Genomic DNA, 24,864 nt, shown 5'->3' on the forward strand with positions numbered 1-24,864 from the left:
CGCGTTACGTAGTACGCTTCCGGGCTGCAATTTACCCTCGCAGGAGACAGCAATGAATAAGGTGTACCCCAGTGCCGCCGAGGCGCTGAAAGGCATCGTCAAGGATGGCCAGCTGATGGCCGTGGGCGGCTTCGGCTTGTGCGGCATCCCGGAAGCGCTGATTGCTGCGCTGCGCGACAGCGGCGTCAAGAACCTGAGCGTGATCTCCAACAACGCCGGTGTCGACGGCTTCGGCCTCGGCCAGCTGCTCGAGACGCGCCAGATCAAGAAGATGATCTCCAGCTACGTGGGCGAGAACAAGGAGTTCGAGCGCCAATACTTGGCCGGTGAACTGGAGCTGGAGTTCACGCCCCAGGGCACGCTGGCCGAGAAGCTGCGCGCCGGCGGCGCCGGCATCCCGGCCTTTTTCACCCGCACCGGTGTTGGCACCATGGTGGCCGAAGGCAAGGAGACGCGCGAGTTCGACGGCCAGCTCTACGTGATGGAGCGAGCCCTGGTGCCCGACGTGGCCCTGGTCAAGGCGCACATCGCCGACAAGAGCGGCAACCTCGTGTTCCGCCGCACCGCGCGCAACTTCAACCCGGCCTGCGCGATGGCCGGCAAGCTCACCGTGGTCGAGGTGGAGAAGGTCGTCGAGACCGGTGAGATCGATCCCGACGCCGTCCACCTGCCTGGCATCTACGTGCACCGCATCGTGGTGAACGCATCGCCCGAGAAGCGCATCGAGAAGCGCACCACCCGCCCGGCCGCCTGAAGGAGAACAACATGCCCTGGACCCAAGACGAAATGGCCGCGAAGGCCGCCTCCGAGCTGAAGGACGGCTATTACGTGAATCTCGGCATCGGCATCCCGACGCTCGTCGCCAACCACGTACCCAAGAACATCGAGGTCTGGCTGCAGAGCGAGAACGGCATGCTGGGCATCGGCCCCTTCCCGACCGACGACGAGGTCGACGCCGACCTCATCAACGCCGGCAAGCAGACCGTGACCACCATCCCCGGCACCAGCATCTTCGGCTCGCACGACAGCTTTGCCATGATCCGCGGCGGCAAGATCAACCTCGCGATCCTCGGCGCCATGCAGGTGAGCGAGAAGGGCGACCTGGCCAACTGGATGATCCCCGGCAAGATGGTCAAGGGCATGGGCGGCGCCATGGACCTCGTGGGCGGCGTGCCGCGCGTGCTGGTCGTGATGGAGCACGTGGCCAAGAAGAAGGACGGTTCCACCGACCTCAAGATCCTGCCCAGTTGCACGCTGCCGCTCACCGGCGTGGGCGTGGTCAACCGCATCATCACCGACCTCGCGGTGATGGACGTGACGCCGCAAGGCCTGAAGGTGGTGGAGCTCGCCAGCGGCGTGACCCGCGAGGAGCTCCAGTCCAAGACGGGCGTTCCGCTGCGCTACTGATTCAGCCGCGCTGAGACTTCAGGGCTCGTGCCGCTTCGGTCACGAGCCCTGGTCCTTTGTAGATGAAGCCGGTGTAGAGCTGGACCAGGTCGGCCCCGGCCGCGAGCTTCGATTGCGCGTCGGCGCCGCTCAGCACGCCGCCCACGCCGATGATGGGGAAGCCCTTGCCCAGCGCGGCGCGCAGCTGGCGGATCACGCGGTTGCTGGCTTCCAGCACCGGCGCGCCCGACAGGCCGCCCACTTCTTCGCCATGCGGCAGGTGCTTGACGGCGTCGCGTGCAATGGTGGTGTTGGTGGCGATCACGCCGTCGATACCGTTCTTCTGGATGGTGGCGGCGATCACCGCAACCTGCGTTTCATCGAGGTCGGGCGCGATCTTCACGAACACCGGCACCTGGCGGCCGTGCGTCTTGGCGAGCTGGGTCTTGCGCTGCTGTACGGCCGAGAGCAGGGCGTCGAGCGCCTGGTCGCTTTGCAGCTCACGCAGGTTCTTGGTGTTGGGCGATGAGATGTTGACCGTCACGTAATCGGCGTGCGGGTAGACGCCGTCGAGGCAGATCAGGTAGTCGTCCACCGCCCGCTCGATCGGCGTGGCGGCGTTCTTGCCGATGTTCAGGCCCAGGATGCCGCCCGACTGGCGGAAGCGGCTGCGCTTGACGTTGGCGATGAAGGCATCGAGCCCCTCGTTGTTGAAGCCCAGGCGGTTGATCAGCCCCTGCGCCTCGGGCAGGCGGAACATGCGCGGCTTGGGGTTGCCCGGTTGCGCCTTGGGCGTGACCGTGCCCACCTCGACGAAGCCGAAGCCCATGGCACCGAACGCGTCGATCACGCGGCCGTTCTTGTCCAGTCCGGCGGCCAGGCCCACGCGGTTGCGAAAGCGCAGGCCGGCCAGCGTGAGCGGGTCGTCGACCGGCGTCTGCGACACAGCGCAGATCAGCGGCGTGTGCTGGATGCGCGCCAGGGCGCCGAGCGTGAGTTCGTGGGCTTGCTCGGGGTCGAGGCCGAACAGGAAAGGGCGGGTGAGGGCGTAGGGGACGAGAGGCATGCGGTGGACGCGGGGAGAGGCTCTTGGATAATCCCTGCATTCTCTCAAACGCACACGCAAACCCATGACTCAAGACGAACTCAAGGCCCTGGTGGGCCAGGCCGCACTGGCCTACGTGGTGCCCGGCAGCGTGGTGGGCGTCGGCACCGGCTCCACTGTCAACTGCTTCATCGACGCACTGGCCGGCATGAAGGACCGCATCGCCGGGGCGGTGTCCAGCAGCGAGAAGAGCAGCGAGCGGCTGCGCGCCCATGGCATTGCGGTGCTCGACAGCAACACCGTGGAGAGCATCCCCGTCTACATCGACGGCGCCGACGAGATCGACCACGGCGGGAACATGATCAAGGGCGGTGGCGCCGCGCTCACGCGCGAGAAGATCGTCGCCGACAAGGCCGAGCGTTTCATCTGCATCGCCGACGAATCCAAGCTCGTGAAGACGCTCGGCACCTTCCCGCTGCCGGTAGAGGTGATCCCGATGGCCGCGGCACAGATCGCGCGGCGCCTGCGCGGCCTGGGGGGCGATGCGCAGCTGCGTGCCGGGGTCGTGACCGACAACGGCTGCCACATCCTCGACGTGCGCGGCCTGGCCATTACCGACCCGGCCGGCATGGAGCGCGAGATCAACCAGTGGCCCGGCGTGGTGAGCGTGGGCATCTTCGCGCGCAACAAGGCCAGCGTGTGTCTGCTCGGCACATCGCAGGGCGTGAAGACGCTCACTTTCTGAGCCGCGCCGCCCAGTGCAGGCCGAAAAGCGCGTACCCTCGGCCCTGTCGCCCAGCGTTCACTCAGCTCACAGGAAGGACGGCCCATGGCCAAACCAAACTACTCGTTCGAAAAGCGCCAGCGTGAACTGGCCAAGAAGAAGAAGAAGGAAGAAAAGCTGAAGGAAAAGGCCGAGCGCAAAGCCGGCGGTGAGCCTGCCCAGGAAGACGGCGAGCCCCCCGAGCAAGACGCTTCGCCGACGCCTCCCAGCGAGAGCTGAGACGCTCGGACTCCCGGCGCCCGCCATGCCCAAGCGCCGCAAGCCTGAACACGACGACGGGGCGACAGCGCCCCCCACCCGGCAAGCGACCTACGCGCCGGTGTTCAAGGCGGGCCTTCAGGCCACCACCACGCGCGTGCAGGAGATGCACAACGCGATCTCCGGCAAGACCTTCGACGCACTGCAGAGCGTGCCCGGCCTCTCGATCCCGGCGCGCCTGGTGCAAGGCACCCACGATGCGATCACCACCGGCGTGTACGCCGCCGTTCGGCACGGCGCGGGCGCGCTGATGTCGCTGGCCGGCGAGGCCGAGCGCTTTCTGCTCGACCCGGCCCGCCAGCCTGCCGGCCGCGAGCTGGCGTTCCGCAGTGCCCTCAATGCCGCCGCAGGCGATGCGCTGGCGCAGGCCGGCAGCCCCCTGGCCGTGCAGATGGGCTTGTACGCGCATGGCCAGCCGCTGGCGCTGACGCAAGCTGAACTGTCTGCGCTGAACGAGCGCGTGTGCGTGTTCATCCATGGTCTGGCTTGCGACGAGCAAAGCTGGTCGCTTTTCACCGAGGCGTGGCGTGGCGCGCCCTGGGAACACCTGGGCACGAACTACGGCAGCGTGCTCGCGGCCGAGCTGAACCTCAGCCCCCTCTACCTGCGCTACAACACCGGGCTGGCAATCGACGACAACGCCCACCAGCTGTCGGCCTTGCTGACACGCCTGGCCGAGTCGGCGCCGCAGGTGCGCGAGATCGCGCTTGTCGGCCACAGCATGGGCGGCCTGGTGGCACGCCGTGCCTGCGAGCTGCCCGACGAGGCCTCGGCCACATGGCGCAACCACGTGCGCACGGTGATCTGCCTCGGTTCGCCGCACCAGGGTGCGCCGCTTGAGAAGCTGGGCCACTTCGTGGCGGTGGCGCTCAGCCTGACGAACGTGACGCAGCCCCTGGCGGACATTGCCGGCGCGCGCAGCCGCGGCGTCAAGGACTTGCGTCACGGCCTGCGCGGCAAGAAGCGCGCGGCAAAGGGCCCGGCGCTACGCCTGGTCGCCGGCAGCGTGGCCGACGAATCCAACACCATCCTCGGCCCGGTGCTGGGCTCGGTGGTTGGCGACGGCCTGGTGACCACCGCCAGCGCGTCAGATGCCAGTCTCGGCGGCGACGTGCAACGCGCCGAGCTGGCCGGCCTGGGCCACATGGCCTTGCTCAATCACCCGCGGGTTTATGCGTTGATTCGGGATTGGTTGCAGCCCGCCGCACCGCCCGGCTGATGAAGCGCGCCGGGTCGATGGCGTCAAGCAGACTGGCCTCGATGGGGCAGGGCGCGCCGCTGATCAATGCCGCCAGAGCCTGAGCGCCCAGCGCAGACCAGGTGATGCCCCGCGACCCCAGGGCGGTGAACACGTAGAGCCCTGCGATACGCGGGACGAAGCGGGGCTGGTCGAGGGGCCGGCCGATGGCGAGGGCTGCTGGATCGGGCACCGCGCCGATCACGGGCAGGCGGTCGGGTACGGACCAGCGCCAGCCGGTGCGCCCGCGCAGTGCGCCGGGCGCGACATCGACGGGTTCGCCGAGCAGGCGAGCCAGCTGCGCCAGGTTGGCGGTGTGGTCGATGTCTCGCACGCTGCCGTCCATGTCGGCCGGCTGCGAGGTTGCGCCAAAGAGCGTGAAGCCGTTTGACTCCGGCAAGAGGTAGCCCGCGCCGGCGATGGGCAACGCGGTGCGTGGCAGCCCGGCGCTGTCGCTCATGCTGATCTGGCCGCGCACCGGTGCGAGGGGCCAGGCCGCGTGGCCGAGCAGGCGCAGCGCATCGCCAGCGTTGGCCAGCACCACCACGTCGGCCTCGTCGATGACATGGCCTTGCGCATCCAGTGCCTGCCAAGCGGTGCCGGCTTGCTGCAGGCGCGCGACTTCGGTGTGGCCGCGGAAGCTGGCTGAGGGTGCGGCCTCCGCCAGCCAGTGGCGCGCCAGGGCAGCTGGCTGAACCCAACCGCCGCCCGGGTAGAACCAAGCCGACTGCGCGAGGCGCAGGCCGCACAAGTCGCTGGCCTCGGCCGGCGACAGCGCGCGCACGTAGTCGGCGGGCATGCCGAGGCGGGCGAGGGTGTCGCGCATCGCGTCGACAGGGGCCTCTTCGAGCCGCAGCAGGCCTTGCACCGCACCGCTGACTGCACCGCTGTGCAGGGCGCGGCTCACGCTGCGCTGGGCGTGGAGCGCGGCAGCACGATTGAAGCGGGCATGGGTGCCGTCCTGTGCATTCACGATGCCGTGGAAGAGGCCACCCGGGTTGCCCGAGGTCTCTAGCGCAGGCTGGGCCTGGCGGTCGAAGACGACGCTGTGCCAGCCGAGCTCTGCCAGCGCCGCAGCCGTGGCGCAGCCGGCCAGGCCGGCACCGACGACGAGTGCACGGTGTCGCTCGAAAGCGGGTGGGCGCCGTGACGGCGCACCGCGCGGCGCGAAGGCCGGTGCGTAGTCGGCCAGGGTGATGTCGCGCTTGCCGCCGCGGCCCGGTGCCTTGCGTGCCTCGAAGCCGGCGGCGCGCAAGCCCTCGCGCACGCTGCTGGCGGCGGTCCAGGTGGCGAGCGTGGCGTGTGGCGCGGCCAGCCGGGCCAGGGCCTTGAACAGCTGCGCTTGCCACATCTGCGGGTTGCGCGCAGGGGCGAACCCGTCGAGGTAGAACGCGTCGACCTGCGCGACCAGTTCGGGCAACCAGCTGCGCACATCACCCAGCGCCAGCAGCAGCTGCACCCGTCCGCCCTCGAACGACAGTGTGTGCAGGTTGTGGGTCAGGGGTGGCCAGGCGGCGATCAGTTCGTCGGCCAGCGGTGCAGCTGGCGAGTGGGCGTGGGCGCGGCGCAGGTCGTCGGCGCTGAACGGGCTTTGCTCGATGGAGATGAACACCAGCCGCTGGCTGCGGTCGGGATCCTCCCGCCAGGCTTGCCAGGTGGCGAGGAAGTTGTTGCCCAGGCCGAAGCCCGTTTCCAGCACGACGAAGCGCTCGCGCGCCTGCCAACGCTGCGGCAGCCCATTGCCCGCGAGGAACACATGCTGTGCCTGCGCAAACGCGCCGGCCAGCGGGTGGTAGACGTCCTGGTAGTCCGGCGAGTAGGGCAGGCCGTCGCTGTCAAAGCTCAGGGTTGCCGGAACGATGGGCCGCGTGTTCATGCGCCGCTGCGGCTGGCCAGCCAGGCCAGCAGCCTGTCACGGGCGTCGGCCAGCCCGCGGTAGGCCAGCACTGCAGGGCTCATGCTGGCGAGCGCGTCGTGTACCGACTTGGCCTGCGCTGGGTTCGCCAGCGCCTGGGCCAGCGGCTGCAACTCGACGTGGATGGTGAACACCGCTTGCCGCAGCGATGGCAGCGGGATGAAGGTCTGGCGCTCGGTGCGAAAGAACGCGCCGTGTGCCACCTCGTCGGGCGTGGCGTCGGCCGGCCAGGGGCCGCTGTCCTTGCGGTTGGGGTGGGCATGCAACCGAGGGTGTCGCGTGATGGTCCACACGAAGCGTTCCCAGCGGTCGTCGCCGGTGACGAGACGGGCCAGGTGCTCGCCGGCCGTCACGAGCAACTGGTTGTCGGCCACCGGTGCGTGCACGTGCGCGAAGTGGCGGCCGATCTTCTCCTCGGGTGCCCAGCCGGAAGGCAGGCATACCGCCAGCCACGGAATGTGGGCGGTCTGGCCGTCGATGACGGCAAAGTCTTCGGCGAAGGCCAGGCACAGCAAGGCGGGCAGGCGCCATTCGGGCGGCAGCGCGCGCAGGCAGGTGCCGACCTCGGGCAGCGTGTCGTTGTGCTGGCGCACCTCGGGGCCTTGCAGCGACCAGCCGAGCCAGTGCGCGTGCACTTGGCTGCTCGCATCGTGCGACCAGGCCGAAGGGTGCTCGTCGGCCGCTTTCCGGCTGAGCGCCAGCAGGGCCGGCGCGGCGTCGAAGCCCGGTGTGCTCAACAAGGCCTGCGGTGCATAGGCGCCGAGCACAGCGAGCTTCTCGCGCAAGGCGCGGTCGCCGGGGGCATTGGGTGTGAGCTGCGGGGCGCCGGGTGCCAGCCGGCGCAGGCCGGGCTGCATGCGAAACGGGACGGAGATGCTGGCGAAGTCGAAAGCCATGCCGCGGATCATGCCCACAAAAGAGAAGGGCCCGCAAAGCGGGCCCAGCTTGCGTGCGGCCGGGAGGCCTTAGACGCGCTTGCGGTACTCGTGTGTGCGGGTGTCGATTTCGATCTTGTCGCCGGTCTCGACGAACAGCGGCACAGCGATCTCGAAGCCCGTGGCCAGCTTGGCCGGCTTCATGACCTTGCCCGAGGTGTCGCCCTTGACGGCCGGCTCGGTATAGGTGACTTCGCGCACCAGGCTGGTCGGCAGTTCGACCGAGATGGCCTTGCCGTCGTAGAACACCACTTCGACGGGCATCTGGTCTTCCAGGTACTGGATGGCGTCGCCCATGTTCTCGGCCTCGACCTCGAACTGGTTGTACTCGGCGTCCATGAATGCGTACATCGGGTCGGCGAAGTAGGAGTAGGTGCACTCCTTCTTGTCCAGAATGATCTGGTCCATCTTGTCGTCGGCCTTGAAGACGACTTCGGTGCCCGAGTTGTTGAGCAGGCTCTTGAGCTTCATGCGCACGGTGGCGGCATTGCGGCCACCGCGGCTGTATTCGGTCTTCAGGACGACCATCGGATCCTTGCCGTGCATGATCACGTTGCCGGCGCGAATTTCTTGAGCAATCTTCATAGCGATTTCCGTGTGCGTGCTCTCCTGCAAGAGCAGCGAGAACTGTGGGTAGCGCGCACCGGACAGTCGTGCACCAGAACGCGCAAAGCCCGTTATTTTAGCGTGATTCGGTAACGAAGCCCATGAGTTGGGTCGTCAAGTCCACTTGCCCGACCAACTTGTCACGCCAGGCTTCGCACAGCGATTGCCAGGCCGGCAGCGGGGGCAACTGCTCCGGCATGGCGCCGAGGCCATTCCAGCCACGCCACAGTTCGCGCAGGCCGGGCAGCGCGGGCAGTTTGTCGAGGAAGGCAGCCAGCTTGGCGGCGTGGGCCTGGTCGGCCTGGGGATAGATCTGCCAGACGAATGGCTGGCCGGCCCACTGGGCGCGCACGAAGGAGTCTTCGCCGCGCACGAAGTTGAGGTCGCAGCTCCACAGCAAGCGGTCGTAGTTGACCTGGGTCAAGTAGGGCAGGCGCTGGCTGCGCATGTTGGCGGGCAACGCGCGCGGCGCGGCCACGCCGGGTGTCAGCAGCAGCAGGGTGGGGGTGCTGCCCAGGGCGCGAAGCATGTTGGCCTGCGCAGGGTTGTCGTAGCTGAACAGGCTGACCAGGCGCTCGCCTTCACGCAGGTCGATGCCGTGTTCGTGCAGCCAGACTTCTCGGTTGAACAACTGCCGGGCCTGCATCAAGCCGGGCTCGCGGATCAGTCCGCCCGTGGCGGGGGTGAAGCCAGGGTAGAAGAAGTGTTTGGTGAGCCCGCGGCCCGGCTCGCTGAACTGGGGTGAGGGCAGCCGGTGGCTGCGCTCCACGTAGCTTTCGGCACTCAGGTACTCGAGGTTGATCCACACGGGCCGGACGTGCGCCATGCGTTCGACGAAGCGGGCAGGCAGCTCGCAGCCAAAAGCCTCGATCACCACGTCGCCAGGGGTGACGTCGAGTGAAGCTTCATCCCAGGGCCGGACTGCGAGATTGGGCGCCCCGGTCGGTGCCATCCACGCAAGGGCCGAAGGATCGTCGACCCACAGTCGCACCAGTTCGCCGCGCGACGCCAGGTCGGCAGCAAGCCGCCAGCACACGCCGATGTCGCCAAAGTTGTCGACCACGCGACAGAACACATCCCACTGCATGCGTGGATTATCGAGGCGGCACAATCCGGCTCCGATGAGCGAACCTCTCTCCACCGACGAGCTGCCAGACCCTCAGCGCGAGCGGCTGCTGGCCGAAGTGGCGGCGTTGCCCGGACTGCCCGGCGTCTACCGCTACTTCGACGCGCAGGACGCCGTGCTGTACGTGGGCAAGGCGCGCGATCTGAAGAAGCGCGTGTCGAGCTACTTCCACAAGAACCACGGCGGCACGCGCATCGGCCACATGGTCAGCAAGATCGTGCGCATGGAGACGACGGTGGTGCGCTCCGAGGCCGAGGCGCTGCTCCTCGAGAACAACCTCATCAAGACGCTCAACCCGCGCTACAACATCCTGTTCCGCGACGACAAGAGCTACCCCTATCTCAAGATCGCGTCGCATGCGTTCCCGCGCATGGCGTACTACCGCGGGTCTGTCGACCGCAAGCACCGCTACTTCGGGCCCTACCCGAGCGCCTGGGCGGTGAAGGAGTCGATCCAGCTGCTGCAGAAGGTGTTCAAGCTGCGCACCTGCGAAGACACGGTCTTCAACAACCGCACGCGGCCCTGCCTGCTGTACCAGATCAAGCGCTGCTCGGGGCCGTGTGTGCAGTACATCGGCGCCGACGACTATGCGCGCGATGTGGCCAACGCCGAGCGCTTCCTGCTGGGCGAGCAGCAGGAGGTGATGGACACCCTGCAGACGCAGATGATGGCCCATGCCGACGCGCTGGAGTTCGAGCAGGCCGCCGAGATCCGCAACCAGTTGGGTGCACTCAACAAGGTGCTGCACCAGCAATCGGTCGAGGACAACACCGGCGTCACCACCAAGGACGCCGACATCCTGGCGGTGAAGGTGCAGGGCGGCCGTGCCTGCGTGAACCTCGCCATGGTGCGCGGTGGCCGCCACTTGGGCGATCGGCCGTATTTCCCAAGCCACGTGGACGACGGCACCACGGTCGACCTGGAAGAAGAGGAAGAACGCTCGTCACCCGAAGTGCAGGTGCTGGAGGCGTTCATCGCGCAGCACTATCTGGAAAGTGCCGTGCCGCCCCTGCTGGTGTTGAGCCATGCGGTCGACAAGGCGCTGGTCGAAGCGCTCTCGTTGCACAGCGGCATCAAGGTGTCGGCACAACATCAGCCGCGCGATGCGCGCCGTGCCTGGCTCGACATGTGCATCCAGGGCGCCGACATCAAGCTCACGCGGCTGCTGTCGGAAGAGGGTTCGCAGCAGGCCCGCACGCGCGCCCTGGTGGACGCGCTCGATCTGGGCGTGGAGAGCCTCGACACCTTTCGCATCGAGTGTTTCGACATCAGCCATACCGCAGGCGAGTCGACACAGGCATCCTGCGTCGTGTTCGAAGGCCACAAGATGCAGAGCTCGCAGTACCGCCGCTACAACATCGAAGGCGTCACCGGGGGTGACGACTACGCCGCCATGCGCCAGGTGCTCACGCGCCGCTACAGCAAGCTCGCCGCCGCGGCACAGGCGGGCGACGGGCGGCTGCCGGACCTGGTGCTGGTCGACGGTGGCAAGGGCCAGGTCAGCATGGCGCGCGAGGTGTTCGAAGAACTCGGCCTCGACTTGAGCCTGATCGTGGGCGTGGAAAAAGGCGAGGGCCGCAAGGTCGGCCTGGAAGAACTGGTGTTCGCCGACGGGCGCGACAAGGTCTACCTCGGACACGATTCGGCGGCCCTGATGCTGGTGGCCCAGATCCGCGACGAGGCCCACCGCTTCGCCATCACCGGCATGCGTGCGCGGCGCGCGAGCGTGCGCACGGGAGGCAGCTTGCTCGAAGACATCCCGGGCATCGGCCCGAAGAAACGTGCGAAACTTTTGCAGCGCTTCGGAGGGGCTCGCGGCGTGGGCCATGCGAGCGTGGAAGACCTCGCCAGCGTGGATGGAATTTCCAGAGAACTCGCGGAGGAGATCTACCGTGCATTGCACTGACACCCGGTCGCTGAAGCGTGGCATGCGTTGGTTTGCCTGGGGGGCGTTACCCCTGGCGCTGGCCGGTTGTGGCAGTTCGCCTTCGGCGCCGACTGCGCCCACGGCTGCCGGGCCTTCGACCAAGCTGGCTGCTCCGGCGGCGACCAAGAACTGGACCGACTTCAAGATCCAGGCTGCGCGACGAATCGTCGAGGCCAACCCCAACGGTGTTTATACCGGTGCGCCGCAGCAGGTGTTGCTGGCCATCCCGGTGCTCGAGGTCGAGCTCAATGCCGACGGCAGCATCAAGCGCATCGAGGTGATGCGCCGCCCCGGCCAGGCACCCGAGACCTTGCAGATGGCCATCGATGCGGTCAAACGTGCTGCGCCGTTCGGCGATGTGTCGAAGCTGCCCAAGCCCTGGAAGTTCACCGAAGTCTTTCTCTTCAACGACGACAAGCGCTTCAAGCCGCGCACGCTCGATGCACTGTGATCGGCCGGGGTGATTGAACGCACGCCCGGCTCCAGCGGGCAACTTCGGCACAATGCCCGCATGTTTTTCAATCTGCCCACCCTGCTGACCTGGGCGCGCATCGTCGCGATTCCACTGATCGTCGGCATCTTTTACCTCGACGGGCATGAGCCCACCAAGAACCTGGTGGCGACCATCCTCTTCGTCGTGGTCGCACTGACCGACTGGGCCGATGGCTACCTTGCGCGCAAGCTCAACCAGACATCCTCATTCGGCGCGTTTCTCGACCCTGTGGCCGACAAGTTCCTGGTCTGTGCTTCGCTGCTCATCCTGGTGCAGCTCGACCGGGTGGGCGCTCTGGTGGCGCTCGTCATCATCGGGCGCGAGATCGCCATCTCGGCCCTGCGCGAGTGGATGGCGCAGATCGGTGCTTCGCGCAGCGTGGCCGTGCACATGCTGGGCAAGCTCAAGACAACGGTTCAGATGATCGCCATTCCCTTCCTCCTCTACAACGGCAAGCTCTTCGGGTTGATCGACACCCACTTGTTCGGCACCGTGCTCATCTACATCGCTGCCGTGCTGACCATCTGGTCGATGGTTTACTACCTGCAGAAGGCACTGCCCGAGATCCGAGCCAAGGCTCGGTAGCCACGCGTGACCTCGTCTCAACGGGGCGCACTGCTGCGCGCCATGCCTGCGGTGTTCGTGCTGATCTGGAGCACGGGGTTCATCGTGGCGCGCTACGGCATGCCCTACGCGCCGCCGATTACCTTTCTGAGCATTCGTTATGCGCTGTCGGTGCTGTGCTTCGGGGTCTGGATCGCGCTCAGCCGCGCCGAATGGCCGCGGTCACGTGTGCAGTGGGTTCACTTGTGCGTGAGCGGAGTTCTGATGCACGCGGGCTATCTCGGTGGGGTCTGGGCCGCTGTGAAGGACGGCATGGGCGCAGGCACGATCGCGTTGCTCGTCGGCCTGCAGCCTGTGCTCACGGCGGTGTGGCTGAGCGGCGTGGCCGGCGCGCGCGTGTCTCGGCAGCAATGGGTGGGCCTGCTGCTTGGCCTGGGCGGCTTGCTGTTGGTGGTGTGGCGCAAACTGGGGGGCGGTGAGTTGTCTGCCTGGAACCTCTCTCTGGCGTTGTTCGCCCTGCTCTGCATCACGGCGGGTACGCTTTACCAGAAGCGCTTCGTCGCGCCCTGCGATGTGCGCACAGCGAACACCGTGCAGTTGATAGCCGCTTTCGCAGTCAGTTTGCCGCTGGCGCTGCTGGAACCCGAGCACATCGTGCTGCATTCGCACTTCCTTGGTGCCATGGCGTGGTCGGTGATCGGGCTCACCCTGGGCGGAAGCTCGTTGCTCTATCTGTTGATTCAGCGCGGTGCAGCAACGCAGGTCACCAGCCTTCTCTATCTCGTGCCGCCGACCACGGCGCTGATGGCATGGCTGCTGTTTCGAGAGCCCTTGACTCCGTTGATGCTGATCGGCATGGCGCTCACGGCCGTCGGTGTCTCGATGGTCGTGCGCACCGAGGGAAAGCCCGCAGCTGCGGCGGCATGAAGCTCGAGTTAGGCGCGACACCAAGGCTTGTCAAGCGAGGAAGCACGCGGCGTAGCGCCCTGGTGATGCAGTTGATTACGCATAGAATCCGCTTCCGCGCTTGACACTGGGTGGGCGTGCGGCTGTAATCAATTGAGCCGCTGCAACCACCTGAGACGCGGCCCAGATCATCCACACTGAATTTTTCGAGACACCTTTTTTGAGGGGGTACCTTCGTGAACAAATCCGAATTGATTGAACACATTGCCAAACAGGCTGACATTTCCAAGGCAGCTGCCACCCGCGCGCTGGAAGCCCTGATTGGCGGTGTGAAATCAACGCTCAAGAAGAACAACAGCGTTTCGCTGGTGGGCTTCGGCACCTTCAGCGTGAGCAAGCGTGCAGCACGTGCCGGCCGCAACCCGCGCACCGGTGCCACGATCAAGATCAAGGCAGCCAAGGTGCCCAAGTTCCGCCCCGGCAAGGCCCTCAAGGACGCGGTCAACTGATTAGGTTCTCGGGTGCTTAGCTCAGTTGGTAGAGCGGCGCCCTTACAAGGCGTAGGTCGGGGGTTCGAGCCCCTCAGCACCCACCAGCCAGACACCGGGCGCGCTTAGAAAAGAGGCTCGGAGCCATCGGCTAAAATTGTTAGTGTCCACCCCGCAAAGGCGAACCTCGGTTCGCCTTTGTTGCATCTGGGGTGCTCTGTTGTTCCACGTTCCGCGACCCAACGATCGAGGTCATCGATGTTTGATTTTGTCCGCAAGCACACGCGCATCCTGCAGTTCGTTCTCGTGCTCCTGATCTTCCCGTCGTTTGTGTTCTTCGGGATCCAGGGCTACAGCCGGTTCTCCGATGGCGCCAACGCGACGGTCGCCACGGTGGGGCAGCGCAAGATCACTCAGGCGGAACTCGATGCGGCACATCGCCGCCAGGTCGACATGCTGCGTGCGCAGATGCCCGGTGTCGACGTGAAGCTCTTTGACACGCCGCAGGCGAAGCGCAACACGCTCGATGGTTTGGTGCGCGAGCAGGTGCTGCTCACCGCCGGCGAGAAGGCCGGCTATGTGACGACCGACGACCGCCTGCTGCGCGAGTACCAGACCGACCGCCAGTTCGACAGCTTCCGCCGGCCTGATGGCAGCCTGGACATCACGGCACTCGAACAAGCGCTGGCCCAACAGGGGCTGAGCAAGCAAGGCTTCGACAAGCTCAAGCGTGAAGAGCTGGTGATGCGCCAGGTCCAAGCTGGGATCGTAGGTACCGCGCTCGCTCCGGCCGCATCGGCATCCGCTGCGCTGGACGCGGTGTTCCAGCAGCGCGAAGTGCAGGTGCAGCGCTTCGATGCCAAGGACTACCTCGGCAAGGTGAACCCGAGCGATGCCGACATCGAGGCTTACTACAAGGATCCGGCGCACGCGGCTGAATTCCTGACGCAGGAAAAGGCCGACATCGAGTACGTGGTGCTCGACCTTGAATCCATCATGAAGGGCATCAAGGTGCCCGAGGACGAACTCAAGAAGTACTACACCGAGAACGAGAAGAACTTCACGGTGGCCGAAGAGCGCCGCGCCAGCCACATCCTGATCAAGGCAGGGCAAGGCGCACGTGCCAAAGCAGACACCCTGCTGGCTGAGCTCACCAAGAACCCCAATGCGTTTGCCGACGTGGCGCGCAAGAACTCGCAGGATGCCGGCTCGGCCGACAAAGGCGGCGAGGTTGATATCTTCATCGGACGAGGCGACACCGACAAGGCGTACGAAGATGCCCTGTTCGCGTTGAAGAAGCCGGGTGACCTGAGCGCTGTCACGGAAACCAAGGAAGGTTTCTACATTCTTCAGCTCAAAGGCGTGCGCGGCGGCGAGAAGCGTAGCTATGAAAGCGCTCGTGCCGAGATCGAAGCCTTGCGCAAGAAGCAGATGGCCCAGGTTGAATATGCCAAGGCGGCTTCCGAGTTCAGCAACCTGGTCTACGAACAGGCGGACAGCCTCAAGCCCGCGGTCGACAAGCTCAAGCTCGAGTTACAGACCGCCAAGGGCGTGACCCGCGCCCCGGCTGCCGATGCCCGTGGCCCGCTGGCATCGCCCAAGCTGCTGGAGGCTCTCTTCGGTGCGGATGCACTGCGCAACAAGCGCAACACCGAGGCCATCGAGACGGCGCCCAACACCTTGGTGTCGGCGCGCATCGCCGAGTACAGCCCGGCGGCAACGCCGCCGCTGGCTGAGGTGCGCGCCCGTGTGCGCGAGAGGGTGATCGCTGCGCAAGCGGCCGCGCTGGCCCGCAAGGAAGGCGAGGCGCGCTTGGCGGCGCTACGCCAGGCACCTGCCACGGACCTCGGGACACCGGCGCAGACGATATCGCGCGCGCAGGCCAAGGACCTGCCGCGCCCGGTGGTCGATGCCGCACTGAAGGCACCTGCCACATCGCTGCCTGGCGTGGCTGGTGTCGAGTTGGGTGACCAGGGCTATGCGGTGGTTCGCGTCCTGAAGGTGCTGGGGCGCGATCCCGCGGCGGCCGATCCGGTGCGGGCCTCGGCCCAGTACACGCAAAGCTGGGCAAGCGCTGAGGCGCAGGCTTACTACGCAGCACTGAAGTCGCGCTTCAAGGTGGAGGTGCATATGCCTTCATCTGGGGACGGTAGCTCAGAGAAATAAAGCAAGGCGGGTTCCTCCGCTATAATGCGCGGCTCTGCGGTGGCTGTAGCTCAGTTGGTAGAGTCCAGGATTGTGATTCCTGTCGTCGTGGGTTCGAGTCCCATCAGCCACCCCAAGATTCAAGAAAGGCCTCCGGTTTTCCGGGGGCCTTTTACTTTGTGGGGACTCAGGTCCGTTCCGAGAGTTGGCGGATGCACACGCGGCAGCAGATGCCGCCGCCTGGGACTTCCCGCCAGTCGACCTCACCACCCAGCTGCTTGACGCGCTTGCGCACACCGCCCAGGCCCAGGCCGTGCGCCCAGGCTTGCGGGTTGCGGCCGACGCCGTTGTCGCTGACGCTCAGGTCGAGGCGGTCGCCTTCGAGTTGAAAGGCGATCTCCACGCGGCGGGCCTGCGAGTGCGAGATGACGTTGTTGACGAGCTCGCGCATCACGCGTGTCAGGCCAGACCACTGCACCACGGTGAGCGAGATGTCGCGATCCGCGCTGAAGTCCCAGCCCAGAGAGATGTGGGCGGCGGTGAGGCGTTGGGTGAGGTCGGCCTTCCACTCGGCTGCGGCGTGTGAGAGCGGGTGATTGGGCGCGGCCAGGCCGCGCGTCAGCGTCTTCAGGTCTTGCAGTGTGTGGCGAACGTAGTTCTCCATCTCGGGCGACTGGGCCTTGTACATCAGCGTCAGCAGCCGGGCGCCGATGTCGTCGTGCAGGTCTTGCGCGAGGCGCAGGCGCTCTTCGCTGCGGCCCTGCTCGACGGCCTTGTCAAACGCGACTGCGCGCCGCAGTTGCTCCACCACGCGTTCTGCCAACCGGGCGTCTTCAGTCGTGAAGAGGCGCCGCCCGTGGTGCGCGTAGCGGATGACGATGGAACTCGCCTCGGCCTCGCCGTTGATCAACCCGGGCACCGGGATCAACAAGGTCGAGCCGCCTCCCGTCACACGTGTGGTCGAGCTGCGCTTGTCGATGACGGTGGCTTCCATGGGTTCGAACAGTTCGCGCAACAACTGCGTGAGCAAGGCTGGTGTGCGCTCGGGGTGTGCTTCGACTTCACGCGCGATCCGGTAGAGCTTTTCGAACATGCGCTCGGTGGTGATCACGTTCTGGTTGCGCAACTGGTTGAGCAGCCATTGGCGGGCACCGGAGTACAGACCAAGCGACAAGAACAGCGCCAGCGTCAGCGAGGCGAACTGGCCGAGCGAGAAGGCCGCGACGAACAGCAGATCGAGCGAGGTGGCGATGGTGCTGATCGCCGCGAGCAACGAGAACTCGCGCATGATCTGCTGCGACTTCGACAAGAAGGGCAGCAGCAGCAGCAGCGAAGCCAGGAACACGTACCAGATCGTGGGGCCGACCGAGGCAATCTGCTGCTGGACGAGCGGCATGCTCTCGGCCGCGGTGAGCGACAGCGTGAGGAGCGTCCAGGTGAGCAGGGCCAGAATGCCCAGTCGGCGCATCACGATCGCGAAGGGATGCGGTTCGATGTGGTGCGACCACGTCTGCAAGGCGATCGTTGCCAGGCACAACAGCGCCACGCCGCCTTGCACCCACCACCAGGTGCCTGCCAGTTCGCCGCTGGCCAGCAGCACGATGAGTGCGCCCACGCCCAGCCAGGTGGCCCAACCGATGCCGGTCGCGCCCGGAACCCGGCGCGGGTGCAGGGTCGAGACGTGCACCACGGCAGCGGCGGTGAGCAGGTCGAGGCTCATGCGGACCGGCATGTTCCACGCCGGCAGCGGCCAGGGCAGGGCCAGCTCCATCGTCGATTCGATGGCGATGAAGGCGAGGTTGCCCGCTTGGCACAGCGCGGCCAGGGTGTAGAGCAGATTGCGCGCCGTGGGCCGGGCCAGCAGCACCACCATGGCCACCAGGTAGAGCACCAGGGCCAGGCCGGAGAGCAGCCAGAACATCGCGCCCAATGACCCCAGTCCACGCGGGGACAGGGTCTGCTCGACCATCTCACCTTCGGAGAAGAAGAGCCGCACCTTGTCATGCGACAAGGCGGCGGACAGCTGCTCGTGCATGGCGCGATGGCGCTCACGCTCGATGTCGTTGCCGAGCCAGCGCGAGGAGCGGCGCAGCGTGAGCGCGTCGACGACAGCCACGCTGTTGTCGCTGCCGATCACGCCGATCAGGGCGCGGCCTTCGTGCGCCATGAGCGCGGGTACCGGAGACGAAGCCAGCTCGAGCTGGCCCTGCGTGCCAGCTCGCCAGGTCGCGTCGATGTGGTGCGAATCCGCCAACCAGCGCGCCAGCAGCAGCACAGCCACGCAGCCGAGGAGGGCCGCACCCACCAGCAGGCGCAGGCGCCAGCCCATCCAGCGTGACAAGGGCTCGTCGCGGCCGAAGCTGCCTTCGATCAGCGCCGAATCGAGTGTGGAAGACTCCGCGCCTGCCTGGTTGAAGCCGCTGGGCTCGTTGAGGGCTGCAGCGGGGGTGGAGGCAGCCTCACCGCGCGAGCGCATCTCCATGATGGTGCTAGCGGCCGCGCCGCGCTCAGACCAGGCCTTGCTTGCTGGCCAGTACGGCGGCCTCGGCCCGGCTGGAGACGTTCAGCTTCTTGTAGATCGACTTGATGTGGTCGTTGACCGTGAACCACTTGATGCCCATCAGGTTGGCGATTTCCTTGATGGTGAAACCCTTGCTGAGATACGTCAGCACTTCGCTCTCACGAGGAGTCAGACGTTCGTGGTCGAGCGGGGCGCCGCGGCCCAGCGGCATGGGGCGGCTGCTCTGGAAGCCGGAGGTGCCGGCCAAGCCGGGTTCGGCCAGCCCGCCCATGCCGCCCGGCCCTTGGCGGAAGTGGCTCAGCAGGCGGCGCGCGATGGCAGGCGACAGGGGCGGTTGCCCACGCACGATCTTCTGCAGCTCTTCGACCAGCACCTCGAAACGATCTTCCTTCAGCAGGTAGCCGTCGGCGCCGCATTGCAGGGCAGGGAAGAGGTGGTCGTCGTCGGAATACAGCGTGGTGACGATCTTGGTGGCTGGGTAGCGGGCCAGCTCGGCCAGCAGCTCCATGCCGTTGCCATCGGGCAGTTCGAGGTCGACCAGCACCAGTTTGAAGGGGTCGGCGGGCGGCTCACCGCGCTGAGGGTCGAGCAGGCCCACCTGTCGGCGTGCTGTCTCCAGGTCGCCGGCTTCGGTGATGACGATGACGTCGCTGAAACTCTCGCGCACCACGCGGCACAGGAAGCTGCGGGCAACCGGGTTGTCTTCGACGATCAGAACCTTGATAGCCATGCCGTGGCGATGCCTCTCGAAAGGGAGCGAGCATCGTAGCGCACTCACTCCGCCGGCCGGTATCCCTCAGATGTCAGGGGCGTGGATTGGCGGCGTTGGCCTGCAGTGCACGGGCCAGCCGGCCGTAGCGGTCGCGCAGGTCGAGCAGCTTTTCGTTCTTCTGGGCTTCGGTGAGCCTGGTGTCGAGCAGCACCTCCGAGCGCAGCTTGAAGTCTTCGATCTCCAGCACGAACTTGAGCTGCTGGTTGCTGGAGGCCTTGAAGCCTGCCAGGTCGAACATCTGCTTCAGGCGGTCTTTCTCTTCGGGGGTCTTGCCATAGGAGAACAGGAAGTTCGAGATCCGCATGCGCAGCGACAGCGGCAGGTCGGTGCGCCACAGCAGCGGATCCTTGGGGATCAGGGCCGATTCCCACAGCACGCGCAACTGGGCCGCCTGTGTCGGCTGGCGGATCTTCAGGCGTTCGAGTTCTTCCGTGTTGTAGGTGCCCGCGTGGGCCTTGCCCGCCAGCACCGCGTCCACCGTCTGGGCGTGGGTGCCGCGCAGCAGGGGGCTGAACTGCTCCTGCGGCCGGATGTTGCGCGGCACGAAGAGCGCATACGACGGCATCAGGTGGCCGCTGGTGGAGATGTCTTCACCCAGCGCGAAGCCATAGGCCTTGGGCCGCGCCAGCAACTGCTCGATGGAGCTGACGCCCGAGTCGCGCCGGGTGACGATCAAGGCGCGGTAGCCGAGAGAGCCGTTGGAGTCGACCAGTTGCGCAAACACCTCCACGTTGGCGCGTTCGATGCAATCGAGGGCAGCCTTGCTGGAGACCCAGGCCAGCTGCACCTTGTTGGTGACCAGCGCTTCGGCTGCATCGAGGTAGCTCTTGGCGTACCAGCCTTGCACCGGCACGCCGGTGGCGGCGCGCATGTCGGCGAAGAAGGGCTCCCAGGCCTTGCGCGAGTCGTCGACCGTGGTGGTGGTGATCACGCCGAAGTTCAGCGTCTCGGCACGGTACTGTGCGCGTGCGGCGTGGGGCCAGAGGGCCAGCAGGGGCAGGTGGAGAAACAGTCGGCGCACCGGGGATCCTCTGCGAGATCAGCTCGCGCAGCGGGATTATGGGCGGTGCGCCGAGTGGTCTTCAGTCGTTGACGAGCACCAGCTTGCCGCGAACCTGGCGGCTGCCCATGCGGGTAAAGGCTTCTTTCAGCGACTGCATCGGCAGGCGCGTGTCGATCACCGGCTTGATCTTGCCTTGCGCGTACCAGCTGGCCAGCTCGGCCAGCGCGGCGGCATTGTTCTTGGGCTCGCGGCGCGCGAACTCGCCCCAGAACACGCCGACGATGGACGCGCCCTTTAGCAGCGCCAGGTTGAGCGGCAGCGCGGGGATGCCGCCCTGGGCAAAACCGATCACGAGGTAGCGGCCTCGCCAGGCGATGGAGCGGAACGCCGGCTCGGCCATGTCGCCGCCGACCGGGTCGTAGATGATGTCGGGGCCCTTGCCGTCGGTGAGCGTCTTCAGCTCCTCGCGCAGGTTGCCCTTGCTGTAGTTGATGGTGGCATCGGCGCCCAGCTCCTTGCACAGCGCGCACTTCTCGTCGGTGGAGGCGGCGGCGATCACCCTGGCGCCGGCGGCCTTGGCGATCTGGATGGCGGCCGTGCCCACACCGCCGGCGGCGCCCAGCACGAGCACGGTCTCGCCGGCCTTGAGGGCGCCGCGATCCATCAGCGCGTGGTGCGTGGTGCCATAGGTGCAGAGGAAGGCAGCCGCGTCATCGAACGCAAAGCCCTTGGGCAGGGGCATCAGCAGCGAGGGCTTGGCCACCACGTGCGTGCCGAAGCCGCCGCCGCCACCGAAGGCCGCGACGGCATCGCCCACCTTGAAGCCGGTGACGCCTTCGCCAACCGACTCGATCACGCCGGCGTACTCCGAGCCCGGCACGAAGGGCAGCGGCGGCTTCATCTGGTACTTGTTCTGGACGATGAGCAGGTCAGGAAAGTTGAGGCTCGCCGCACGGATGGCGATGCGCACTTCGCCGGCCTTGGGCTCGGGCGTTGGCAGGTCTTTCCACTCCAGCGCTTCCGGGCCAATCGGGTTCTCGCAAAGCCATGCCTTCATCGTCGCCTCCATCGGGTTTTGTGAACTCTTGATGATAAGCAGAGCATGGCGCGCAGAGGCGTCACGCAGGTGACGAGTCCTTACAATCGCGGCCATGCGCATACTCATTGCCAACGACGACGGATACCTCGCACCCGGGCTTGCCGCGCTCGTGAAAGCCTGCGAAGGCCTGGGCGAGATCGACGTGGTGGCACCTGAGCAGAACGCGAGCGGGACGTCGAACTCCCTCACGCTGAACCGGCCGCTCTCTGCCTTCACTGCGGCCAACGGCTTCCGCTACTTCAACGGCACGCCTTCCGATTGCGTGCACGTGGCCCTCACCGGCTTGCTGCCGCACCGCCCCGACCTGGTTCTCTCCGGCATCAACAACGGCGCCAACATGGGCGACGACACCTTGTACTCGGGCACTGTGGCCGCCGCGATGGAAGGCTTTCTCTTCGGCATCCCGGCCATTGCGTTCTCGCAGGTCGACAAGGGCTGGGCGCACGTGGACGAGGCGGCCAAGGTGGCGCGCTCCATCGTCGAGCACGTGCTGGCCTCACCGCCGGCGTCGGGGCCTTGGCTGTTGAACGTGAACATCCCCAACCGTGCCGATGCGACGACGCTGCCGCGCGAGATGACGCGCCTGGGCCGGCGCCATGCGAGCCAGCCGGTGATCCGCCAGACCAACCCGCGCGGCGAGCCCATCTACTGGATCGGCCCTGCCGGTGATGCGCGCGACGCGGGCGAGGGCACCGACTTCTACGCCACGGCGAATGGCCGGGTCTCGATCACACCGCTGCAGGTCGATCTCACCGACCATGCGCGCCTGCCCGGGTGGCGCGAGTGGGTGGCCCAATGAGCAGCCCGGCGCGCCCGCGGCCCAAGTTCCCCCTGCAGCTGGACGGCCTGAAGAATCCGGCCAGGAAGACGGCGCTGTTGCGCCCGCAGCAACCGCTGCAGCAGGCCGCAGCCGAATCGGCGCGCGTGGTCAAGCCTTCCGGCCTGGGTCTGGACTCGGCCGACGTTCGCCAGCGCATGGTGAACCGGCTGCACGCGGCGGGCCTGCGCGATGAGCTGGTGATGGCGGCCATGGCCAAGGTGCCACGCCATCTGTTCGTCGACACCGCGCTGGCCACGCAGGCCTATGAAGACACCAGCCTGCCGATCGGGCTCGGTCAGACCATCTCCAAGCCTTCGGTCGTCGCCCGCATGATCGAGTTCCTGATGGCGGGCGCCGGCGCACAGGCGCGTCGCTCGCTCGGACACACACTGGAGATCGGTACCGGCTGCGGCTACCAGGCTGCCGTGCTGGCCCAGCTGTCACGTCAGGTGATGAGCATCGAGCGCCTCAAGCCCCTGCACGACAAAGCACGCGAACTGCTGGGGCCGTTGCGGCTCACGAACATCCGGCTGGTGTATGGTGACGGGATGCGAGGGCATGCACCCAATGCGCCCTACGACAGCATCATTGCCGCAGCAGGCGGCGAATCATTGCCCGAAGCGTGGCTTGCACAGCTCGCGGTCGGCGGGCGCCTGGTGGCGCCTGTGCACGACGCAAGCGGCCGCCGCCAGGTGCTGGTGGTGGTGGACCGGACTGAAGAGGCTTTCGTGCGCTCGGTGCACGAAGCCGTGCACTTCGTCCCTCTAAAATCAGGAACGGATTGATGACATTGGCCATGATGGGATCCCTGCCGAGCGAAGTGCGCCGCGTGCGCAACAGTGGCTTTGTGCGGCTCGCAATCGCTGCGCTGGCCGCAGTTGCGCTCGTGGGCTGCGCATCGCCCAACAAATACCGCGCGCCGGTCGAGGACCGCGCGGTCACGAACCGGCCGGCCGGCTCCACCGCCACGGCGCCGAACGGCGCCGCATCGTCCACGGTCGCTGCCGCACTGCCCACAGACACGAAGGTGCTGCCGGGTGCCGAGAACGCCGGCAAGCCCGGCTTCTACACCGTCAAGCCGGGTGACACGCTGATCCGCGTGGGCCTGGAGACCGGCCAGAACTGGAAAGACATCATCAAGTGGAACAACCTCGACAACCCGAACGTCATCGAGGTCGGGCAAGTGCTGCGCGTGACGGCACCGGGTGCCGACCCTAACGCCGTGGCCACGCGGGGTGTGACGTCCTCCAAACTCGAAACACGCCCCCTCGACGCACCCAAGGCCCAGCCGGCCGCTGCGTCGGGTACGGCGCCGGTGCCGACCCCGGTTGCCGTCGCACCACCGTCCGCGACCCTGCCGACGCCCCCTGCGCCGCGTGAAGGTGACGACGACATCAACTGGTTGTGGCCGGCCACCGGCCCGGTCGTCGGGGCCTTCGATGAGACCCGCACCAAGGGCCTGGCCATTGCCGGCAAGGCCGGTGATCCCGTGATGGCGGCTGCCGACGGCAAGGTGGTGTATGCCGGATCGGGCTTGCGCGGGTACGGCAACCTCGTGATCCTCAAGCACAACAACACGTACCTCACCGCGTATGCGCACAACCAGGCGCTTCTGGTGAAGGAAGAGCAGACCGTGAAGCGCGGACAGAAGATCGCCGAGATGGGCGCCACCGATGCGGAGCGCGTGCAACTGCACTTCGAGATCCGCAAGCAAGGCAAGCCGGTGGACCCGGCACGGATTCTCCCGCCGCGCTGAGCGACGGCGAGACGGTTCAAGCCCCCGACCTGTGCACGACCATGAGCAAGCGGCGCAGCACGGGGAACGGTCTGGCAGCGGACTCTGGGGTGCAGGCGGCCGTGCCGCTGTTCTCCCCGCCCAGCTTGCAATCGGTGCTGCAAGTGGCCGCCGACCCGGCCGCCGACGCAGCGGAGCCGCTGGGTGAGGATCTCCCGACCGGCGCCGAGATCGCCGCCGGTGACGGTGAAGTCGGGAACACGCTCCAGACCTATCTGCGCGAGATTCGCCGCGCACCCTTGCTGACACCCCAGGAAGAGTTCGATACCGCGACACGCGCGCGGGCTGGCGACTTTGCGGCGCGCCAGGCCATGATCGAACGCAACCTGCGGCTCGTCGTGAGCATCGCCAAGAACTACCTGGGCCGCGGCCTGCCCATGACCGACCTGATCGAAGAGGGCAACCTCGGGTTGATGCATGCCATCGGCAAGTTCGAGCCCGAGCGCGGCTTCCGTTTCTCGACCTATTCGTCGTGGTGGATACGCCAGAGCATCGAGCGCGCGATCATGCACCAGGCGCGCCTGGTGAGGTTGCCTGTGCACGTGGTGCGCGAACTCAACCAGGTGCTCAAGGCGAGGCGTGCGCTGGAAGCCGAGGCGGGGCATGTGGATGGTGAACAACCGGTGCGGGTGGAAGACATCGCCGCCCGCGTGGGCCGTCCGGTGCAGGAGGTGAGTGAGCTCTTGAAGTTCTCCGAGGCGCCGGCGTCGCTGGATGCACCGCTTGACCGCGACGGGTCTGAATCCATGCTCGACAGCGTGGCCGACGATGGCGCCAGCGACCCCGTCAACCTCACGCTCAACAACGAAGTTGGTGTGCTGCTCCAGCACGGGCTGGACGAACTCAACGACCGCGAGCGCGAAGTGCTGGCTGGCCGCTATGGCCTGCGCGACCGCGAACCCGAGACGCTCGAAGTGCTGGCCGAACGGCTCGGCCTCACGCGCGAGCGCATCCGCCAGATCCAGCAGGAAGCCCTGGTCAAGCTCAAGCGCCGCATGGCGCGCAGCGGCATCAACCGCGAGTCGCTTTTCTAGAGGGA

24 protein-coding genes and 2 tRNA genes are annotated in these 24,864 nt (G+C 66.6%); 17 read left to right on the plus strand and 9 right to left on the minus strand.

The features are described from left to right. Positions 1-52 precede the first annotated feature (52 nt). Together VFL64_RS06680 and VFL64_RS06685 are read left to right on the plus strand one after the other, a co-directional pair. Positions 53-754 (plus strand): CoA transferase subunit A, encoded by a 702-nt coding sequence (locus VFL64_RS06680; protein WP_489539599.1) that lies wholly within the window; start codon positions 53-55, stop codon positions 752-754. A gap of 11 nt (positions 755-765) precedes the next feature. Further along, the gene (locus VFL64_RS06685) at positions 766-1,407 is read left to right on the plus strand and encodes a 3-oxoacid CoA-transferase subunit B (RefSeq protein WP_489539600.1); all 642 of its coding nucleotides are present in this window, start codon (positions 766-768) and stop codon (positions 1,405-1,407) included. 1 nt (position 1,408) lies between these two features. Here VFL64_RS06685 and VFL64_RS06690 read toward each other — a convergent pair whose 3' ends face one another. After that, positions 1,409-2,452 carry a quinone-dependent dihydroorotate dehydrogenase gene (locus VFL64_RS06690; protein ID WP_489539601.1) on the minus strand — a complete coding sequence of 348 codons (1,044 nt, stop codon included), beginning with the start codon at positions 2,450-2,452 and terminating at the stop codon, positions 1,409-1,411. 64 nt (positions 2,453-2,516) lie between these two features. Between VFL64_RS06690 and rpiA the strand changes: the two genes are divergently transcribed. From rpiA to VFL64_RS06705, 3 genes are all read left to right on the plus strand, one after another. Continuing rightward, positions 2,517-3,176: a ribose-5-phosphate isomerase RpiA gene (gene rpiA, locus VFL64_RS06695; protein WP_489539602.1), complete on the plus strand. Its 660-nt coding sequence runs from the start codon at positions 2,517-2,519 to the stop codon at positions 3,174-3,176. Positions 3,177-3,260: 84 nt separating this feature from the next. Further along, the gene (locus VFL64_RS06700; RefSeq protein WP_489539603.1) at positions 3,261-3,434 is read left to right on the plus strand and encodes a hypothetical protein; all 174 of its coding nucleotides are present in this window, start codon (positions 3,261-3,263) and stop codon (positions 3,432-3,434) included. A gap of 25 nt (positions 3,435-3,459) precedes the next feature. After that, positions 3,460-4,692 (plus strand): PGAP1-like alpha/beta domain-containing protein, encoded by a 1,233-nt coding sequence (locus tag VFL64_RS06705; protein ID WP_489539604.1) that lies wholly within the window; start codon positions 3,460-3,462, stop codon positions 4,690-4,692. Here the strand turns inward: VFL64_RS06705 and mnmC are convergent. The 4 genes from mnmC to earP form a co-directional block, all read right to left on the minus strand. Beyond that, positions 4,628-6,586 (minus strand): bifunctional tRNA (5-methylaminomethyl-2-thiouridine)(34)-methyltransferase MnmC2/FAD-dependent 5-carboxymethylaminomethyl-2-thiouridine(34) oxidoreductase MnmC1, encoded by a 1,959-nt coding sequence (mnmC, locus tag VFL64_RS06710; protein ID WP_489539605.1) that lies wholly within the window; start codon positions 6,584-6,586, stop codon positions 4,628-4,630. The two genes, VFL64_RS06705 and mnmC, sit on opposite strands and share 65 nt — an antisense overlap. Further along, entirely contained in the window at positions 6,583-7,521 is a 939-nt protein-coding gene (locus VFL64_RS06715; protein ID WP_489539606.1) for a heme-dependent oxidative N-demethylase subunit alpha family protein, read from the minus strand. The genes mnmC and VFL64_RS06715 overlap by 4 nt, the downstream gene beginning before the upstream one ends. A 69-nt stretch (positions 7,522-7,590) precedes the next feature. Continuing rightward, positions 7,591-8,145, minus strand: coding sequence for an elongation factor P (efp, locus tag VFL64_RS06720; RefSeq protein WP_489539607.1), 555 nt, complete (start codon positions 8,143-8,145; stop codon positions 7,591-7,593). A gap of 97 nt (positions 8,146-8,242) precedes the next feature. Further along, positions 8,243-9,253 (minus strand): elongation factor P maturation arginine rhamnosyltransferase EarP, encoded by a 1,011-nt coding sequence (gene earP / locus VFL64_RS06725; protein ID WP_489539608.1) that lies wholly within the window; start codon positions 9,251-9,253, stop codon positions 8,243-8,245. A 34-nt stretch (positions 9,254-9,287) separates the two neighbouring features. Between earP and uvrC the strand changes: the two genes are divergently transcribed. The 8 genes from uvrC (at position 9,288) to VFL64_RS06765 (ending at position 15,951) form a co-directional block, all read left to right on the plus strand. Further along, on the plus strand, positions 9,288-11,198 hold the full coding sequence (gene uvrC, locus VFL64_RS06730; protein WP_489539609.1) for an excinuclease ABC subunit UvrC: 1,911 nt from the start codon (positions 9,288-9,290) through the stop codon (positions 11,196-11,198). A 22-nt stretch (positions 11,199-11,220) separates the two neighbouring features. Next, positions 11,221-11,670: a hypothetical protein gene (locus tag VFL64_RS06735; protein ID WP_489539610.1), complete on the plus strand. Its 450-nt coding sequence runs from the start codon at positions 11,221-11,223 to the stop codon at positions 11,668-11,670. A gap of 60 nt (positions 11,671-11,730) precedes the next feature. After that, the gene (pgsA, locus tag VFL64_RS06740; RefSeq protein WP_489539611.1) at positions 11,731-12,297 is read left to right on the plus strand and encodes a CDP-diacylglycerol--glycerol-3-phosphate 3-phosphatidyltransferase; all 567 of its coding nucleotides are present in this window, start codon (positions 11,731-11,733) and stop codon (positions 12,295-12,297) included. A 42-nt stretch (positions 12,298-12,339) separates the two neighbouring features. Then, on the plus strand, positions 12,340-13,203 hold the full coding sequence (locus VFL64_RS06745; protein ID WP_489539612.1) for a DMT family transporter: 864 nt from the start codon (positions 12,340-12,342) through the stop codon (positions 13,201-13,203). A gap of 215 nt (positions 13,204-13,418) precedes the next feature. Continuing rightward, positions 13,419-13,691, plus strand: a complete 273-nt coding sequence (locus tag VFL64_RS06750) for an HU family DNA-binding protein (protein ID WP_047485758.1) — start codon at positions 13,419-13,421, stop codon at positions 13,689-13,691. Between the two features lie 10 nt (positions 13,692-13,701). Then, a tRNA-Val gene (locus VFL64_RS06755) sits at positions 13,702-13,777 on the plus strand. Positions 13,778-13,928: 151 nt separating this feature from the next. Beyond that, on the plus strand, positions 13,929-15,836 hold the full coding sequence (locus tag VFL64_RS06760; RefSeq protein ID WP_489539613.1) for a SurA N-terminal domain-containing protein: 1,908 nt from the start codon (positions 13,929-13,931) through the stop codon (positions 15,834-15,836). 39 nt (positions 15,837-15,875) lie between these two features. Further along, positions 15,876-15,951: transfer RNA gene (locus VFL64_RS06765), tRNA-His, on the plus strand. A gap of 51 nt (positions 15,952-16,002) precedes the next feature. Here the strand turns inward: VFL64_RS06765 and VFL64_RS06770 are convergent. From VFL64_RS06770 to VFL64_RS06785, 4 genes are all read right to left on the minus strand, one after another. Then, positions 16,003-18,297 (minus strand): sensor histidine kinase, encoded by a 2,295-nt coding sequence (locus VFL64_RS06770; protein WP_489539614.1) that lies wholly within the window; start codon positions 18,295-18,297, stop codon positions 16,003-16,005. Between the two features lie 25 nt (positions 18,298-18,322). Then, a complete protein-coding gene (locus tag VFL64_RS06775) occupies positions 18,323-19,066 on the minus strand; it encodes a LuxR C-terminal-related transcriptional regulator (RefSeq protein WP_489539615.1) in 744 nt (247 codons plus the stop codon). A gap of 73 nt (positions 19,067-19,139) precedes the next feature. Then, positions 19,140-20,129: a phosphate/phosphite/phosphonate ABC transporter substrate-binding protein gene (gene phnD / locus VFL64_RS06780; RefSeq protein ID WP_489539616.1), complete on the minus strand. Its 990-nt coding sequence runs from the start codon at positions 20,127-20,129 to the stop codon at positions 19,140-19,142. Positions 20,130-20,190: 61 nt separating this feature from the next. After that, positions 20,191-21,168 (minus strand): NADPH:quinone oxidoreductase family protein, encoded by a 978-nt coding sequence (locus VFL64_RS06785; protein ID WP_489539617.1) that lies wholly within the window; start codon positions 21,166-21,168, stop codon positions 20,191-20,193. Between the two features lie 94 nt (positions 21,169-21,262). Here VFL64_RS06785 and surE point away from each other — a divergent pair, with 94 nt between their 5' ends. Genes surE through rpoS form a run of 4 tightly spaced genes read left to right on the plus strand, consistent with a single transcriptional unit; the run spans position 21,263 to position 24,859 of the window. Further along, positions 21,263-22,009, plus strand: a complete 747-nt coding sequence (surE, locus tag VFL64_RS06790) for a 5'/3'-nucleotidase SurE (protein ID WP_489539618.1) — start codon at positions 21,263-21,265, stop codon at positions 22,007-22,009. Next, positions 22,006-22,815: a protein-L-isoaspartate(D-aspartate) O-methyltransferase gene (locus VFL64_RS06795; RefSeq protein ID WP_489539619.1), complete on the plus strand. Its 810-nt coding sequence runs from the start codon at positions 22,006-22,008 to the stop codon at positions 22,813-22,815. Before surE ends, VFL64_RS06795 begins: the two co-directional genes overlap by 4 nt. A 14-nt stretch (positions 22,816-22,829) precedes the next feature. Then, a complete protein-coding gene (locus VFL64_RS06800; protein WP_489539640.1) occupies positions 22,830-23,786 on the plus strand; it encodes a peptidoglycan DD-metalloendopeptidase family protein in 957 nt (318 codons plus the stop codon). Positions 23,787-23,827: 41 nt separating this feature from the next. Further along, positions 23,828-24,859: an RNA polymerase sigma factor RpoS gene (gene rpoS, locus VFL64_RS06805; RefSeq protein ID WP_489539620.1), complete on the plus strand. Its 1,032-nt coding sequence runs from the start codon at positions 23,828-23,830 to the stop codon at positions 24,857-24,859. Positions 24,860-24,864 lie beyond the last annotated feature (5 nt).

The sequence above is a fragment of the Rhizobacter sp. genome (assembly GCF_035702065.1).
Taxonomy (GTDB): Bacteria; Pseudomonadota; Gammaproteobacteria; order Burkholderiales; family Burkholderiaceae_C; genus Rhizobacter.

Coding starts and splice junctions, on each gene's coding strand:
- VFL64_RS06705 (WP_489539604.1), top strand. CDS start 3,460: ATGCCCAAGCGCCGCAAGCCTGAACACGACGACGGGGCGACAGCGCCC.
- VFL64_RS06690 (WP_489539601.1), bottom strand. CDS start 2,452: ATGCCTCTCGTCCCCTACGCCCTCACCCGCCCTTTCCTGTTCGGCCTC.
- VFL64_RS06745 (WP_489539612.1), top strand. CDS start 12,340: ATGCCTGCGGTGTTCGTGCTGATCTGGAGCACGGGGTTCATCGTGGCG.
- mnmC (WP_489539605.1), bottom strand. CDS start 6,586: ATGAACACGCGGCCCATCGTTCCGGCAACCCTGAGCTTTGACAGCGAC.
- uvrC (WP_489539609.1), top strand. CDS start 9,288: ATGAGCGAACCTCTCTCCACCGACGAGCTGCCAGACCCTCAGCGCGAG.
- VFL64_RS06775 (WP_489539615.1), bottom strand. CDS start 19,066: ATGGCTATCAAGGTTCTGATCGTCGAAGACAACCCGGTTGCCCGCAGC.
- VFL64_RS06785 (WP_489539617.1), bottom strand. CDS start 21,168: ATGAAGGCATGGCTTTGCGAGAACCCGATTGGCCCGGAAGCGCTGGAG.
- VFL64_RS06700 (WP_489539603.1), top strand. CDS start 3,261: ATGGCCAAACCAAACTACTCGTTCGAAAAGCGCCAGCGTGAACTGGCC.
- efp (WP_489539607.1), bottom strand. CDS start 8,145: ATGAAGATTGCTCAAGAAATTCGCGCCGGCAACGTGATCATGCACGGC.
- surE (WP_489539618.1), top strand. CDS start 21,263: ATGCGCATACTCATTGCCAACGACGACGGATACCTCGCACCCGGGCTT.
- VFL64_RS06685 (WP_489539600.1), top strand. CDS start 766: ATGCCCTGGACCCAAGACGAAATGGCCGCGAAGGCCGCCTCCGAGCTG.
- rpoS (WP_489539620.1), top strand. CDS start 23,828: ATGAGCAAGCGGCGCAGCACGGGGAACGGTCTGGCAGCGGACTCTGGG.
- VFL64_RS06715 (WP_489539606.1), bottom strand. CDS start 7,521: ATGGCTTTCGACTTCGCCAGCATCTCCGTCCCGTTTCGCATGCAGCCC.
- VFL64_RS06735 (WP_489539610.1), top strand. CDS start 11,221: ATGCGTTGGTTTGCCTGGGGGGCGTTACCCCTGGCGCTGGCCGGTTGT.
- VFL64_RS06680 (WP_489539599.1), top strand. CDS start 53: ATGAATAAGGTGTACCCCAGTGCCGCCGAGGCGCTGAAAGGCATCGTC.
- earP (WP_489539608.1), bottom strand. CDS start 9,253: ATGCAGTGGGATGTGTTCTGTCGCGTGGTCGACAACTTTGGCGACATC.
- pgsA (WP_489539611.1), top strand. CDS start 11,731: ATGTTTTTCAATCTGCCCACCCTGCTGACCTGGGCGCGCATCGTCGCG.
- VFL64_RS06795 (WP_489539619.1), top strand. CDS start 22,006: ATGAGCAGCCCGGCGCGCCCGCGGCCCAAGTTCCCCCTGCAGCTGGAC.
- VFL64_RS06800 (WP_489539640.1), top strand. CDS start 22,830: ATGGGATCCCTGCCGAGCGAAGTGCGCCGCGTGCGCAACAGTGGCTTT.
- rpiA (WP_489539602.1), top strand. CDS start 2,517: ATGACTCAAGACGAACTCAAGGCCCTGGTGGGCCAGGCCGCACTGGCC.
- VFL64_RS06770 (WP_489539614.1), bottom strand. CDS start 18,297: ATGGAGATGCGCTCGCGCGGTGAGGCTGCCTCCACCCCCGCTGCAGCC.
- VFL64_RS06760 (WP_489539613.1), top strand. CDS start 13,929: ATGTTTGATTTTGTCCGCAAGCACACGCGCATCCTGCAGTTCGTTCTC.